This window comes from Rothia sp. 27098_8_161 (assembly GCF_041432905.1).
Classification (GTDB): Bacteria; Actinomycetota; Actinomycetes; order Actinomycetales; family Micrococcaceae; genus Rothia.
The window spans coordinates 1-15,650 of the sequence record NZ_JAPWAL010000015.1; the positions used below are offsets into that span (position 1 = coordinate 1).

Consider the following 15,650-nt stretch of genomic DNA (forward strand, 5'->3'; position numbering starts at 1 on the left):
TACACCGAAGAGGAAACCCGCGCCGTCGGCGAATGGGCACTGTCCAAGGGGATTTTCGTGCTGACCGATGAGATTTACGAGCATCTTACCTATGACGGTGTTGAGGCAGTCTCCATCCTGAAGGCAGTACCCGAGCTCGCTAACCTGTGCGTCATTCTCAACGGCGTGGCAAAGACCTACGCCATGACCGGTTGGCGTGTGGGCTGGATGATTGGCCCGCGCGACGTCATCGCTGCAGCCTCCAACCTGCAGTCCCACATGACCTCCAACGTCAACAACATCGCCCAGCGCGCAGCCCTTGCCGCGCTGACCGGCCCGCAGGACGACGTAGAAATTATGCACGCCGCCTTCGACCGCCGCCGCCGCACCATCGTAGATGGCCTGAACGCTATTGAAGGCGTGCACTGCCCCGTACCCACCGGCGCGTTCTACGCCTACCCGGATGTACGCGAACTGCTCGGCAAGGAAATTGAAGGCGTACGCCCGCAGACCACCGCAGAACTGGCTGAGCTCATCCTCGAAAAGGCTGAGGTCGCTGTGGTTCCCGGTGAGGCATTCGGCCCCAGCGGCTACCTGCGCCTCTCCTACGCGCTGAGCGACGAGGACCTGACGGAGGGTCTGGACCGCCTGCAGAAGTTCCTCGGTCAGGCACGCGACTAGTTCCGTCCCCCTCTGACCACGCCCGCTGAACCGTACAACTCACCTCGGTAGGGACTGCAGTTCAGTGGGGACAGCGGTTCAGGTGTGGGATGAACCGGTACAAAACGATCAATCACAGGGCTATTGACCGTTTTTTGTCCTAAAAACCGAGAACCCCACAAAGATTTAAAAATATTTTTAAAACTGCGGAGGCCTCCTACATCTTTTCAGGTGTGTGGAGGCCTCCGCTGCTTTTTTGGTGTCATACGTGGGAAGAGGCGGCTATTTGTATATCAAACCCAAACATACAGGTATAAAATACCTGAACTTTTATACAGAAATCCTGGCGTTCCCACGCCTCTCCACCACTACCCACACAACCCAAACACCGCTAAAATAGAGACTAAGAGAACGACCTCCCGACCAGTACGCATTCCGGTACCAGATTCGCGGAGGTCATAGTTATATACGCGCGCACAACACCCCAAGGCGCAAACATCCACAAGGAGCCAATATGAAGATCGGTCTGCTTACTTCCGGCGGCGACTGCCCCGGCCTGAACGCTGTCATCCGCGGCGCTGTCCTCAACGGCGTCAAGAAGTACGGCTACGAGTTCGTCGGCTTCCGTGATGGCTGGCGCGGAGTCGTTGAAGGCGACTACATGGACCTGCCCCGCCAGAAGGTCCGCGGTCTGGCGTCCCAGGGCGGCACCATCATCGGCACCTCCCGTACCAACCCCTTCGACGGCCCCAACGGTGGCCCCGAAAACATCGAAATCATGATGGAACGCCACGGTATCGACGCCATCGTCGCCATCGGCGGTGAAGGCACCCTCGCAGGCGCAAAGCGTCTAGCAGACGCAGGCCTGCCCGTCATCGGTGTCCCCAAGACCATTGACAACGACCTGCGCGCAACCGACTACACCTTCGGCTTCGACACCGCAGTGTCCATCGCAACCGAGGCGATGGACCGCATCCGCACCACCGGTGAATCGCACCACCGCTGCATGGTCGCCGAGGTCATGGGCCGCCACGTCGGCTGGATTGCACTGCACTCCGGCATGGCTGCAGGCGCACACGCAATCCTGATCCCCGAAGTCAAGGTCTCCATGGAGCAGGTTGCAAGCTGGGTCAAGGAAGTACACGACCGCGGCCGCTCTCCCCTGGTTGTTGTTGCTGAAGGCTTCATCCCCGAAGGCTTTGACGAGGTCATGGCAAACAAGGGTACTGAGAAGGACGGTCGTCCCCGCCTCGGTGGTATCGGTGACTACATCACCCACGAAATCGAGAAGATGACCGGCATCGAAACCCGCAACACCATCCTGGGTCACATCCAGCGCGGTGGCGCCCCCACCGGCTATGACCGTGTGCTGGCAACCCGCCTGGGCATGGGCGCAGTAGACATGGTTGCTCAGAAGCAGTGGGGCAAGATGGTCTCCGTTCAGGGTACCGAGGTCAAGTACGTACCCCTCGAAGAGGCACTGGACGGTCTGAAGTCCGTACCTCAGGAACGCTGGGACGAAGCATCCGTACTCTTCGGCCGCTAAACTCCTCAACCTCAGCATATTAGCTGGGCGCACATACTAAAACCGCGGAGGCGGGCACTCACAACGAATGTCCGCCTCCGCGGTTTTATGTAGGTCGTCAGATGCTATTGCCTAGCCAGATACTCTAGCGCTTCAAGAAATCTTGACCCGCCAAAGAACGACGCGCCACCTCACCGGACTCCGGCGAAACCACCGTCGTCTGAGCTACCGCATACTCAGTCGCCGGCGCCGGCGAACCATCGGGCAGGAAGTCGCCGCCATCAACCGCACGCAAAGGCGCCTGTGGATCAATACCGCGCTTGATCACAGCCAATGCAATCGGGCCCGCCTCATAATGCAACGCCACCGAGGTAATTCGACCAACCGGGCGGGACTTACCCTCCACAAACAGCTCACTACCTACCGCCGGAAGGGTGTGCTCCGAACCGTCAATATCCAAGAACACCAGACGGCGCGGTGGACGACCCAGGTTATGCACGCGAGCCACCGTCTCCTGGCCCTTGTAGCAGCCCTTATCGAAATGCACCGCGGTACGGGTATAATCCAGCTCCTGCGGAATGGTCTTATCGTCAGCTTCAGTGCCGTAGCGCGGGCGCCACGCCTCAATACGCAGAGCCTCCGCAGCCCACAGACCGGCAAAGCGGGCATCCGAAGATTCAGCCAGGGCGGGCAGAACAGCGCGCGGCACAATGCTCAAGAAACGCACATAGTCCGCACCCGGGTGATGATCGCCCGCCTCATCGTAACGGTAGCTGCCCGGTGCCGGAGTGTGCCAAGGGTCTTCCCACACCAGCGGCTTACCCTCAGCAAGCGCCGGATGCACTGAACCGTCCTGCAGAATCGGGTTGCGGGCGCTCTCCAGCACCGCATACTCATCACTGAGGTTCTGCACCTCAACGCGCATCATGAACTTCATGCGGTTCAGGTAATCGGTCAGCAGCTGCGCCTGGTCGCCCTCCACAATTAGCCAGAGTGCCTCGCCGTCTTCAATTGCGGCGGGTGCATACTCCACGCGGCCCTGAGGGGAAAGCAGCAGGAACTCACGACTCTCCCCGGCGGTCATGCCGGTCAGAATCTGCGAGGCAATGGAGGTCAGCCAGGTCTGGCGATCCGGCCCCTCAACACGCACCACGCCCAGGCAGGAGCGATCCACCAACACTAGCGGCTCCTGATCCTGTGCGGAGCGGTCAAAGCTGAGGGCGCGCTGCTCCAGCATCGGATTGCCGTAGTGTACGGCAACGCCAGTATCCAGTCCGGAGGCAGCAAAAGCGCCATGCAGGCTCAACAAGGGGCTCACCGGGCGGGCAGTCTCAGGTTGGGATACCTCAGCCTGAGACGCTTCAAACAAAGATTCAGTCACGGATGGTGCACCTTTCACGCAAAGAGTCTACCCCGCCACGTAGCGGGGCAGACAGAAGTTAACTACTCAGCACCGGGCTCGCCTACTCAGCACCGGGCTCGCCGGTAGGCTCGCCACCGCCCAAAGGCCCGAACATCGATGTGCCCAAGGAAGCACCGGTCATCGAGGAGGTCTTACGTAGCTCGGCGGAGGCGTGCTTGTGCAGCTTGCCCTCGGTATCTGCGATTTCCCAGTCCCACATGAGGTTACCGTTGACCAGGCCCCATAGTCGCACGGAGCCTGCGTACTCATGGGAAATCTCATCGCGCAACAGGTTACCGGTCTGCATACGAATCACAGGGCCCTTGACCATGCCCACGTAGTTTTCGCTAATGCCGCCGGGGTGCGCAATGGTCGCCAGCAGGGAGAAGCCGTCGTCGGCGTTGCGGAGAGTCTCTACGCTTGCCGCGTCAGCGAAGGCGGGAACAATGTCCTTGGGGACGATACCGAAGCCGCCGTCAGCATCGGTGAGGGGGCGGTCAATCTGCCAGAAGCCAGTCTCAACGGTGATGGGGCGCAGCTTCTGGCCCTCATCGTCGAGCAGGAAAGACTCGGCGCGGTATTCGATAAAAGGCAGGCCTTCCTGCTCAAAAGTAATGATCTGGCCGAAGGGGGTGTTTTCCTGACCTTCGTACCACATGGTTCCGGTACCTTCCCAGGTACCCAGCAGCCAGGAAAGGGGAACAAGTTCGGGGGTTAGATTCGTCGGAATTTCAATAGCCATACCCACCATTTTAGTGCCTGGATCATGACAAGCGCCCATTATGTCCACCTGTTCGCCCAAGGCACCGGGCGGGTTACGGGGCTTTATGATCCGCGCTATTAAGCAAACCCGGCAAAAATAAAACCCCCAACCGGAAGGGACCGGTGGGGGTTTACGCCGTCATTGGCGAGGCGGTACGAACCATATGGGGACACCACCTAAGCCCTGTGTGGGCGATACTTCTGCTCTGTGCAGGAAGACTACTTCTGACCGCTGAAGAGGCCACGCAGTACTGCGAATGCACCGATACCGATGCACACGGAGATAATAGCCATCAGCGACATGAAGAGAGCTTCGAGAGCCATAAGATTGTTATCCATGCCTTAAACCTACCATAGACTCCCCCTGAAAAGGGGCGCGGAATCAGTGCTAAAGACATACTGGACAGAGCTCTCGGCAACAACCTGCTCAGACGAATAAGTAACCAGTCCGGCATACGATACCTACTCCTGCTCTTTGCCGCTTCCACAGCTGCAGCATAGGCGGGCGAGTACACTAGAAAGAGCCTAATATTTTACCGGGGAAGGAGAGGGTGTGTACCGTATTGCGCTTCTGAGTGATACCGCCGCACAGGATATGATCCCCTCGCTGAGTCTACTTAGCCACAAGGTACACGTTTTCTCCCTCGACACCGCCCATACAGCCCTTGAAACCGAAACATTCGACCTGTTCATGGTCGATGCCCGCACCGCCCTCGTCAAAGCACACCGCTGCGCCCAGCTACTGCGCATCGCAGGTGTACAACTGCCGCTCATCGCACTCCTAAATGAAGGTGGCATGGCTGCTGTTGCCGCCTCCTGGCAGGTGGACGATATTGTCTCTGACCAGGCCTCCCCTTCCGAAATGGATGCGCGTCTACGTCTTGCCGTTAAAAGGGAAGCAACCACCGAAGAAGAAAACCAGCAGGAACGAGTGGTACGCGCAGGCAACCTCGTGATTGACACCCAGGCGTACTCCGCGCATCTTTCTGGTACAGCACTGAACCTGACCTTCAAAGAGTTTGAACTGCTCAAATTCATGGCGCTACACCCCGGACGGGTCTTCTCCCGTGCCCAGCTACTCTCCGAAGTGTGGGGTTATGACTCCTACTACGGCGGCACCCGCACCGTGGATGTACATGTACGTCGTCTGCGTTCCAAGCTAGGAACCGAGTACGAGCAGATGATCTCGACCGTCCGTAATGTTGGGTATTCCTTCAATATCACCCGCTAAATTTCGCGGCACCAACCACTCATTTGGTGTACCCACTCTGCCAGTTGCCCCGGTGCTGCACCGAGTACCAGAATGCGTAAATGTTCCGGTTCTTGTCATATTCGCCCAGGACGGAGAACAAACTCTCCAAAGAGCAACTATCCCCGGTAGAGTTGAACCAGAAGGCTACGAAAGAAGGCGATGATGGTACACAACCAGACACCCGATTCCTCCACCCTGCCCGATGCAAGCACCCCGGTATACGCAGAACCGCAGCTCACCGAAGAGCTACTAGAACGCTTCGATTCCTTCGCGCAGAAGGTTGCCCGCCATGACGGCGTCTCGGCGTTCTCTGAGCAGACCCGCATTGAGCTGAGTAAGGCACTCCACGAAAGCACCCTGACCCCTCCGCGTTTCTTTATCGCAGAGGACGAGGGCACCCTCGCAGCCGTCTTTGTGGCGCTTACCCCCACCAATGACGAAGATACCGGCGTGATTGAGGCAGCTGTCGCCCCCGAATATCGCGGACGAGGCGCCGGCAGTGCATTCTTCGACCATGCTGTCCGCCAGCTGGGCAATGACGCGACGCGACACCGTCTCTGGGTGCACGGTACCGCCACCGACACCGGCATTGAAAGCCCCGCCCACACCTTTGCGACCCTGCACGGCTTCAAGCCGGTGCGTGTGCTATACAAGATGGTTCTGCCTCTGGACGCTCAAACTCGTGAAGACCTTGTGGAACGCTCCGACGCGCGAACCCTGCCCGAAAACCTACGCATGCGCACCTTCACCAGTGTGGACGAGTTTCCCTGGCTACGCGTGAACGCTGCAGCGTTTGCGCACCACCCCGAGCAGGGCAAGCTCACCCTTGCTGATTTGCGCGAGCGCACCGGCTCCTCCTGGTTTCGTCCCGAGGGTTTCTTCATCGCCTCCGAGGTGGATGATGACTCCGCCATTGCGGCATTCACCTGGACTAAGATTCCGACCGGTCAGGAGCAGGGCAAGCTGTCCCCCTCCGGCGAGATTTACGTGGTGGGCGTGAACCCGCAAGCTCAGGGATGCGGTTTGGGCCGCACCCTCACTCTGCGTGCGCTGGCGTACCTGGCGTGCGCTGAGGATGACAATGGCGAGCCGCTGCGCGCCATTGACCTGTACGTGGACGCCGATAATGACACCGCCTATGCCCTCTACACTTCCTTGGGCTTTGGTGTGGCGACGGTTGATCGCATGTACGCTCCCGAGCAGCAAGATGCGCCTGCCGCATAGTTTCTGTACGCAGTCTTTGGCGTGCTTCTTTACGACTTATCCCCGATCAGAAAGGCAAGTACAGTATGGTACCCGCCCCCAATGGCCTGAATAAGGCGCCTAAGCCCAAGCCGTCTGAGCCTGCGCCCATGACCGGTGTCATTCACATTGGCCACGATATTTCAAAGATTGAGCGCGCCGAATCTCGCGGTGACCGCATTGAGAAGGGTGAGAAGCGCTCCTACTTCAGCTTAGAAGAGGAGTTCGGCCCGGAGCGTTTCTTCGACCGTGAGAGCAGCTGGCTAGATTTCAATACCCGCGTGTTGGAGTTGGCGGAGGACCCAAACCTGTTTCTGCTGGAGCGTCTGAACTTCCTGTCGATTGTGGCGTCTAACCTGGACGAGTTCTTCATGGTGCGCGTGGCCGGTTTGAAGCGTCGTATCGCCACTGGCTTGGCGGTGCCTTCGGCAGCCGGGCTGAGCCCCGAGGAGCAGATGGAAGAGATTGCTGAACGCGCTCACCAGCTGCAGGCTCGTCACGCTGATGTATTCCATAATCAGGTTCTGCCTGCTCTGGAGGAGCAGAACATCCGTATCGTGGGTTGGAACGATCTGGATACGGACGCTAAGCAGCGTCTACGCCAGGAGTTTATGCAGGATATCTTCCCGATTCTGACCCCGCTGGCGGTTGACCCGGCACACCCCTTCCCGTACATTTCGGGTCTGTCGCTGAACCTTGCGGTGCTGGTGCGTAACCCCCAGACCGGCAAGGAGCTGTTCGCTCGCGTGAAGGTGCCCGATCAGCTGGACCGTATGGTCTCTGTGGATGGTTCGCGCGCCGCCAACACTGCGGGCCGCGAAAGCCGCTACATTGCGCTCGAAGACATCATTGCTGAGCACCTGGATACCCTCTTCCCTGGCATGGAGGTTGTGGAGCACCACGTCTTCCGCGTGACCCGTAATGAGGATCTTGAGGTAGAAGAGGACGACGCCGAGAACCTGCTGAAGGCTCTGGAGAAGGAGCTTCTGCGCCGTCGTTTCGGCCCGCCGGTCCGTCTGGAGGTTGAGGACACCATCAACCCGACCATCCTGGATCTGCTGATTTCTGAGCTGAACATCCACGAGTCCGAGGTGTACCGTCTGCCGGCTCCGTTGGATTTGCGGGGCATGAGTGCGATTGTTCGTGCGAACCGTCCGGCTCTGCACTATCCCAAGCACATTGCGCACACGTCCCGCTGGCTCAACGCCACCGAGACTGCGAAGGCTGCGGACGTTTTCGCTGCCGCCCGCGATCACGACGTGCTGCTGCACCACCCGTACGATTCCTTCGCAACCAGTGTGCAGGCGTTCTTGGCGCAGGCTGCCGCCGACCCGCGTGTTCAGGCGATTAAGCAGACCCTGTACCGCACCAGTGGCGATTCCCCCATCGTGGATGCGCTGATTGAGGCAGCCGAGGCTGGCAAGCAGGTTGTGGCGCTGGTGGAGATTAAAGCTCGCTTTGATGAGGAAGCCAACATCTCCTGGGCTCGTAAGCTGGAGCGCGCCGGTGTGCACGTGGTGTACGGCATCGTGGGTCTGAAGACTCACTGCAAGCTGTCGCTGGTGGTGCGCCGCGAGGGTAACCACCTGCGCCGTTACGCGCACATTGGTACCGGTAACTACCACCCATCGACCGCTCGTTTCTACGAGGATTTGGGCATCATCACCTGCGACGAGCAGATTTGTGAGGATGTCTCCCGCCTGTTCAACCAGCTGTCCGGTTACGCGCCGAAGACCAACTACCAGTCGTTGCTGGTGGCGCCGCGTACTCTGCGTAGCGGCCTGATTGAGTGCATCGACCAGGAGATTGAGAACCACAAGGCTGGCCGCCCGGCGAAGATTCAGATCAAGTGCAACTCCATGGTGGATGAGGCCGTCATCGATTCGCTGTACCGCGCTTCGCAGGCCGATGTGCCGGTGGATGTGGTGGTTCGCGGTATTTGTGCGCTGCGCCCGGGCGTTAAGGGTCTGAGCGAGAATATTCGCGTCCGTTCGGTGCTGGGCCGCTTCTTGGAGCATTCGCGTGTGTTTGCGTTTGAGAACGGTGGCGATCCGATCGTATACATTGGTTCTGCCGATATGATGCACCGCAACCTGGACCGCCGCATTGAGGCGCTCGTGCCGGTGAAGGATCCGCGCCACGTGAAGTACCTGCGTGACATGTTCACCACTTATATGAGTGATTCTTCGCGTACCTGGCACCTGGATTCTGAGGGTAACTGGACCCGCCACGACACCGATGACAAGGGCAACCCGCTGCAGGATGTGCAGTCGTACTACCTAAGCTCGCGTTCCCGTAAGAACGTGGTGGATAAGGTCTAAGGATTTGCTGCTGACCTACCGGTGATTTCTGGTGGTGAACCCCGTCTGTTTCCGCGCTTTATGGTGTGGGGCAGGCGGGGTTTTCCGCGTGTCGTGCAAAAACGTGCGGTGGACTAGTGCACTTAGCACAAAAGTGAACAACAGGTTACGTTGAGATTACAACTTGACCGTTCTCTCACCTACAATTAGACGCGGAGCATGGTGCCCGTTGGCATTGTGCACAGCCTAGCGAAGAGGTTCAGAGAGAGATATGGCACCGCTGGATTCCCCCTCCATCTACTACTCGGCACGACGTTTTGACGCGATCAACACCATTGACCGCGCCCCCACGAACACTGCGGATATTGTTGCTTCTGGCGCGCTGATTTGGCGTATGCGCGACGGTGCGCTTGAGGTCCTCATCATTCACCGCCCCCGCTACGATGACTGGTCCTGGCCTAAGGGCAAGCAGGATCCGGGCGAGTCCCTGGCTGAGACCGCTATTCGTGAGATTCGCGAAGAGGTCGGTCTGCAGGTTGTTCTGGGTGTGCCCCTGGCGGTGACTTCCTACCCGGTGGGCGGCCGTCCGAAGGATGTTTTCTACTGGGCTGCGGAGCTTCCCGAGGGTGCCCGCGCCCTGGCGGATGAGGGTGAAGTGGATGAGCTGCGCTGGGTATCCACCGAGGTTGCTCGCGCCCTGCTGACCAACGAGGACGACCTGGCACCCCTGGAATCTCTGGAGGCTCTGGCTGAGGCGGATGCGCTGCGTACCCGCCCGATTCTCATTGCCCGCCACGCGAAGGCTAAACCGCGTTCGAACTGGGCTGCTGCTGAGGATGACCGTCCGCTCGCGGCGACCGGTAAGCGTCAGGCGTTGGCCTCTAGCCGTCTCTTTGCGGCGTGGGCTCCGAGCCGTATTATTTCTTCCCCGTGGTTGCGTTGCGTTCAGACCGTGACCCCGTACTCGGTGGATTATGGTGTGTCGGTGAAGGAGAAGAAGTCCCTGTCTGAGGCTGGCGCTCAGCGTCACCCGGCGCGTGTTGCCCGCACCGTGGCGTCGCTGTTCGATAAGGATTCTTCCTCCCTGCTGTGCACTCACCGCCCGGTGCTGCCTCAGGTGATGGATGTTCTGCGTGAGTACCTGTTTGAGGGTTCCGCGGAGGTTCTTCCGACTGAGGACCCGTACCTGGAGCCCGGCGATGCCCTGGTTCTGCAGGTGACTGAGGGCGATGACCCGCGTATTGTCTCGGTGGAGCGTGTACGCGCGGCCCTGGACTAACACCCATATACTTTGATCTTCTAACGGCGAGCGCGCTGGGCTTTATGCTCAGCGCGTTTGCTCTACCTGCGCCCATTCGAGGGTTTACAATAGAGGGGCGGTTGATTTGTGACCGTCTCTCACGTCTACTGACAGGATTCAAGGTTTTTCTTATGACTCACGCAATCCCCACTCCCTATGAAGATCTTCTGCGCGACATCCTGGAGGAAAACAAGGACGCCATCGCCGCCGACGCTCAGCGTTCCGACCGCACCGGCACCGGCACCTTCGGCGTGTTTGGCCGCCAGATGCGCTTCGACCTGCGGGATTCCTTCCCGCTGATTACCACCAAGCGTGTGCACTTCAAGTCGGTTGCTATTGAGCTGCTGTGGTTCCTGCGCGGTTCCTCGAACGTCCGCTGGTTGCAGGAGCGCGGCGTGACCATTTGGGATGAATGGGCCGACGAGAACGGTGACTTGGGTCCGGTGTACGGCGTGCAGTGGCGTTCGTGGCCGACCCCCGACGGAGGCACGATTGATCAGATTGCCAAGGTCATCGACTCGCTCAAGAACAACCCCGCCTCGCGCCGCCACATCGTTTCGGCGTGGAACCCGGTCGAGGTGGACAACATGGCGCTTCCGCCCTGTCACGCGCTCTTCCAGTTCTACGTGCACGAGCGCCCGGACGGCGTGAAGGAGCTCTCCTGCCAGCTGTACCAGCGTAGCGCGGACATGTTCCTGGGCGTGCCCTTTAACATCGCCTCCTACGCCCTGCTGACCTACCTGATTGCCGAAGAGGTGGGCATGGTTCCGGGCGAGTTCGTGTGGACCGGCGGTGACTGCCACATCTACTCGAACCACCTGGAGCAGGTGAAGAAGCAGCTGGGCTACGGCACCGATCCGGAGGGCAACCCCTACCCGCCGCGCGAGCCCTACCCGTACCCGAAGCTCGTTATTAAAACCAAGAAGCCTTCTATTTTCGATTACGAGTACGAAGACTTCGAGCTGGTGGATTACAAGCACCACCCGGGCATCGCCGCCCCGATTGCGGTCTAGCAAGTGTGAGGAGTCATGATGTATTGTCTGGGCGCTATCTGGGCTCAAACCGATGCCGGAGTCATTGGCCGCGCGGGGGATATGCCCTGGCGCGCCCCGGAGGATTTGGCGCATTTCAAGGCGGTTACCCTGGGGGCTCCGGTCATCATGGGGCGCCGCACGTGGGAGTCCTTCCCGCCGCGTTTTCGTCCCCTGCCGGGCCGCACGAATATTGTGATTAGCCGTTCGGTTTCTGAGGCTGAAGAACGCGATGGTGCCCTGTGGGTTCCCTCGCTGGATGCGGCACTGTACGCGGCTCGCGACGCCGTGGGCGCACCGGTCGAAGCTACCCCGGCAGATACCGCTACAGATACCCCCGCGGTTGATGCCTGGATTCTTGGCGGCGGCTCCGTCTACGCGGAGGCGCTCTCCCGCAACGACCTGCCCGCCTTCGGTCGGGTGGAAGTGGTGGAGCGTACGTTCTTCTACTGCCAGGAAGGCAACGAGATTACCGGCGATACGCGAGCGCCCGAACTGCAGCTCGCGGACTCTCACGGAAACTGCGCGGCAGGCTCCCCAAACGGATGCTGGCACGTGGTCTCCGAGACGGCCTGGGAGAAGAGCGAGAAGGGGTACCTGCTCGATGAGTCGGGCACGAAGAACCCCATGTACTTCTCCTTCCAGAGGCTCGAACGTCTCTAGCGTTGGCTCGGCTTCTCCGGCCCGAACGCATCTTTTAGGTACATCGCTCAAGCCCGCGGATACTTCACCCGGAGTGCCGCGGGCTTGAGCGTTTAACCCGCCCCGAGCGCCCCGAGGATAAGCCCCGGCGGTAAGCTCCGCGCCTCCGCGAGATGTTCCGTTCCGAATACCAGATTTTTTGTACGGTGTTATCCCGGATACGCCAACCTGAGAGTACACTGGGAACCATGAACTTTAATCCCGGTGACTCTGTAGGTTTTGTTGGCTGGCGCGGCATGGTGGGCTCCGTCCTCATGAAGCGCATGGTTGAGGAAGGCGACTTCGAGGGCATTACCCCCGTTTTCTTCACCACCTCTAACGTTGGTGGCCAGGCGCCCACCTTCGACGGCGTTCTCGAGCCGTCCGAGCTGAAGGACGCCTACGACATTGATGAGCTGCGCAAGCACTCCATCATCGTGACCGCTCAGGGCGGTGGCTACACCGAGGCCGTGCACCCGAAGCTGCGTGCGGCCGGCTGGGACGGCCTGTGGATTGACGCCGCCTCTACCCTGCGCATGAACGATGACTCCATCATCGTGCTCGACCCCATCAACCGCGAGGTCATCGACCGCGGCCTGGCCTCCGGCGTGAAGGACTACATCGGCGGCAACTGCACCGTCTCCTGCCTGCTGATGGGTCTGGGCGGCCTCTTCAAGAACGACCTGGTCGAGTGGGCAACCTCCATGACCTACCAGGCCGCTTCCGGCGGCGGCGCCCGCCACATGCGCGAGGTGCTCGCACAGTTCCGCGACCTGGGCAACGAGGTCTCTGAGGAGCTGAACGACCCCGCATCCGCAATCCTGGACATCGACCGCAAGATTCTTGCGAAACAGCGCTCCGGTGAGCTGGATTCTACCCAGTTCGGTGTGCCGCTCTCCGGCTCCCTGATTCCTTGGATTGACTCGGATTTGGGTAACGGCCAGTCTCGTGAAGAGTGGAAGGCTGAGGTCGAGACCAACAAGATTCTGGGCCGTTCCGACGATGACAAGATCACTATGGACGGCCTGTGTGTCCGTATCGCTGCGATGCGCTCGCACTCTCAGGCGCTGACCATCAAGCTCAAGAAGGACCTGCCGTTGGAGGAGATTGAGCGTATTATCGCTGAGGATAACCCCTGGGTCCGCTTCGTGCCGAATGAGCGTGAGGCTTCTATGGAGCAGTTGACCCCCGTGGCAGCTTCGGGTGCTCTGGAGATTCCGGTTGGTCGCGTGCGTAAGCTCGCTATGGGCCCCGAGTACATTAGCGCATTCACCGTGGGTGACCAGCTGCTCTGGGGTGCTGCTGAGCCGATTCGCCGTATGCTGCAGATTGCTATTGGCAAGCTCTAAAGCTCGCTGACAAGCTATAGAAAAGCCCTCGCTCTCATTCTCTTATCGGATGGGTGCGAGGGCTTTGTGTGTCTGCGTATAGCTTGCGCGGACCGGGTTAGTGCGGGCCTGGTTAGCGTGAGTAGGTTAGCGCTGGTTTGTGGCGGCCGCCTTACGTTCTGCCTGACGTACGGCTTTGCGTTCCTTACGCTGCTGTCGCCAGGCGCGGTAGCGGTACCAGGCGGTGAGCACCACGTGCTTCATGAAAATATTGGCGCGGTGTGCCCAGGTGAATTCAGTACCCCAAATGCCCAGGCCGATAAAGATGAACAGCCAGCCGGGGCCGGGGGTGACGAGCATAATCAGCCCGGCGATAAAGCAGAAGGTGCCTATGCCGATGACGAGTGGCTTGTAGAGATGACGCATAACCGGATGCGCGTGCATGCGCTCCTTGCGGGCTTCAAGCCAGCGGTGAAAGCGACTGGTTTCGCTTTCCTTGACTTCATCTTCAATGGTTTTCAGGGGTGGTCCTTCCAAACATGCCGTAGGTGGCTTTCACCAGGCGGCGGTGGTTAGAGAATAGCATTCACTGCTGTATAGCGGCTGTGAAAGATTTCGTCATGTATGAGATTTTTCGTCATCTTCAAAGTTTTTCATTTAGCGGCGTTCAAGTCGAAAATACCTTTATATACTGTAAGGGAACAATTCACCCGGCACTACGCCTAAACACTATGGAAGCGACCCAATACCGTGTCCTCCTCACGTCCCGTATCAACGGACTCACCCCGCACCAACGCTGTTGCACCCGCTGGTACCTCTGCGCCCGCCACTGAACGCAACGCCGCACCGACCCTCAACGAACGCCTCGAAAACCTGCCCTTCACCCGCGCCCACGGCAAGCTCCTGGGCATCTCGGGTCTCGGCTGGGCACTGGACGCCATGGACGTCGGCCTCATCTCCTTCGTCATGGCGGCACTCATCAAGGAATGGCAGCTCAGCCCCACCGAGGCCTCCTGGCTCGGATCTATCGGATTCGTCGGCATGGCGCTCGGTGCAACCTTCGGCGGTCTACTCGCCGATAAGCTCGGCCGCCGCTACATCTTCGCCCTCACCCTGCTGGTATACGGTCTGGCGACCGGCGCCTCCGCCCTGGCAACCTCCTTGGGCGTGCTGCTCGTCTTCCGTTTCCTGGTCGGACTGGGTCTGGGCGCGGAGCTTCCCGTGGCATCCACCCTAATTTCTGAGTTCTCACCGCGCGCTATTCGTGGCCGCGTCGTGGTTGCTCTGGAGGCTTTCTGGGCTCTCGGTTGGATTCTCGCCGCTCTCATCGGCACCTTCATCGTTCCGCAAGCGAACGGCTGGCGCTGGGCGCTTGCCATCGGCCTGATTCCCGCCATCTACTCGCTCGTAATCCGTATGGGAACCCCCGAATCAGTGCGCTTCCTGGAGTCAGTCGGCAAGCACGACCAGGCACGCCAAATCGTTGAACGTTTCGAGGCGTCCCCCGCGCTCTTCTCCCGAACCGGCAAGAATCAGACCGAAGATGCTTCCGTACACGGCGCGGTAGAAAGCGCCGACAATGCAGAATCTGCGAAGATTCACTCCATCTGGACTACCGGTCAGCGCCGCAAGACCATCGCCCTGTGCGTCATCTGGTTCTGTATCAACCTCTCCTACTACGGTGCCTTCATCTGGATTCCGGCGCTGCTGAACGCCCAGGGATTCAGCCTCGTGAAGTCCTTCGCGTTCACGCTCATCATGACCCTCGCCCAGCTACCCGGCTACGCGGTCGCCGCCTATCTCATCGAAAAGTGGGGTCGACGCGCAACTCTGGCGACCTTCCTGCTTGGCTCCGCACTGGCGGCGGCTGGTTACGGCATGGCGCACACCGAGGTATTCATTATCCTCGCCGGATGCATGCTCTCCTTCTTCAACCTGGGTGCATGGGGTGCTCTCTACGCCCTGAGCCCGGAAATCTTCCCGACCCACCTGCGCGGAACCGGCACCGGTGCCGCCGCCGGTATTGGCCGTATCGCTTCCATCACGGCACCGCTCATTGTGCCGCCGCTGGTCGCGTTCGGTGGAACTCCGCTACTCTTCACGCTCTTCTCCACCGCGTTCCTGGTAGCGGCGACCACCGTGTTCTTCCTCCCTGAACGCCGCGGCAAATCCCTCTAACGAGCTGCCC

Annotated in this window: 13 protein-coding genes; 10 read left to right on the plus strand and 3 right to left on the minus strand. The window is 59.7% G+C overall.

What is annotated here, in order from left to right; translation table 11 throughout:
* Window positions 1-660: aminotransferase class I/II-fold pyridoxal phosphate-dependent enzyme (locus tag O3648_RS06040; RefSeq protein ID WP_371569082.1), on the plus strand; the 660-nt coding region annotated here is incomplete at its 5' end.
* 493 nt (window positions 661-1,153) lie between these two features.
* A complete protein-coding gene (locus O3648_RS06045; protein ID WP_279754858.1) occupies window positions 1,154-2,185 on the plus strand; it encodes a 6-phosphofructokinase in 1,032 nt (343 codons plus the stop codon).
* A gap of 124 nt (window positions 2,186-2,309) precedes the next feature.
* Here O3648_RS06045 and O3648_RS06050 read toward each other — a convergent pair whose 3' ends face one another.
* Together O3648_RS06050 and O3648_RS06055 are read right to left on the minus strand one after the other, a co-directional pair.
* Complete coding sequence (locus O3648_RS06050) at window positions 2,310-3,545, minus strand: folate-binding protein (RefSeq protein WP_279754857.1); 1,236 nt, start codon at window positions 3,543-3,545, stop codon at window positions 2,310-2,312.
* A gap of 82 nt (window positions 3,546-3,627) precedes the next feature.
* Window positions 3,628-4,308 carry an FABP family protein gene (locus O3648_RS06055; protein WP_279741358.1) on the minus strand — a complete coding sequence of 227 codons (681 nt, stop codon included), beginning with the start codon at window positions 4,306-4,308 and terminating at the stop codon, window positions 3,628-3,630.
* A 573-nt stretch (window positions 4,309-4,881) separates the two neighbouring features.
* Here O3648_RS06055 and O3648_RS06060 point away from each other — a divergent pair.
* The 7 genes from O3648_RS06060 to asd all read left to right on the plus strand — a co-directional run bounded on the left by O3648_RS06060 (window position 4,882) and on the right by asd (window position 13,483).
* On the plus strand, window positions 4,882-5,559 hold the full coding sequence (locus O3648_RS06060; RefSeq protein WP_279741360.1) for a response regulator transcription factor: 678 nt from the start codon (window positions 4,882-4,884) through the stop codon (window positions 5,557-5,559).
* Between the two features lie 180 nt (window positions 5,560-5,739).
* Window positions 5,740-6,804 (plus strand): mycothiol synthase, encoded by a 1,065-nt coding sequence (mshD, locus tag O3648_RS06065; RefSeq protein ID WP_279754855.1) that lies wholly within the window; start codon window positions 5,740-5,742, stop codon window positions 6,802-6,804.
* A gap of 65 nt (window positions 6,805-6,869) precedes the next feature.
* Entirely contained in the window at window positions 6,870-9,143 is a 2,274-nt protein-coding gene (locus tag O3648_RS06070) for an RNA degradosome polyphosphate kinase (RefSeq protein ID WP_279754854.1), read from the plus strand.
* Window positions 9,144-9,393: 250 nt separating this feature from the next.
* Entirely contained in the window at window positions 9,394-10,401 is a 1,008-nt protein-coding gene (locus tag O3648_RS06075; protein ID WP_279754853.1) for an NUDIX hydrolase, read from the plus strand.
* Between the two features lie 152 nt (window positions 10,402-10,553).
* A complete protein-coding gene (locus O3648_RS06080; protein ID WP_279754852.1) occupies window positions 10,554-11,435 on the plus strand; it encodes a thymidylate synthase in 882 nt (293 codons plus the stop codon).
* 18 nt (window positions 11,436-11,453) lie between these two features.
* Entirely contained in the window at window positions 11,454-12,116 is a 663-nt protein-coding gene (locus tag O3648_RS06085; protein WP_279754896.1) for a dihydrofolate reductase, read from the plus strand.
* Between the two features lie 227 nt (window positions 12,117-12,343).
* Window positions 12,344-13,483 carry an aspartate-semialdehyde dehydrogenase gene (asd, locus tag O3648_RS06090; RefSeq protein WP_279754850.1) on the plus strand — a complete coding sequence of 380 codons (1,140 nt, stop codon included), beginning with the start codon at window positions 12,344-12,346 and terminating at the stop codon, window positions 13,481-13,483.
* 126 nt (window positions 13,484-13,609) lie between these two features.
* On the opposite strand, the gene O3648_RS06095 is transcribed toward asd, so the two are convergent.
* Window positions 13,610-13,999, minus strand: coding sequence for a PGPGW domain-containing protein (locus tag O3648_RS06095; protein WP_279741368.1), 390 nt, complete (start codon window positions 13,997-13,999; stop codon window positions 13,610-13,612).
* Between the two features lie 213 nt (window positions 14,000-14,212).
* Here O3648_RS06095 and O3648_RS06100 point away from each other — a divergent pair, with 213 nt between their 5' ends.
* The gene (locus tag O3648_RS06100) at window positions 14,213-15,640 is read left to right on the plus strand and encodes an MFS transporter (RefSeq protein ID WP_371569089.1); all 1,428 of its coding nucleotides are present in this window, start codon (window positions 14,213-14,215) and stop codon (window positions 15,638-15,640) included.
* The last annotated feature ends 10 nt before the right edge of the window (window positions 15,641-15,650 follow it).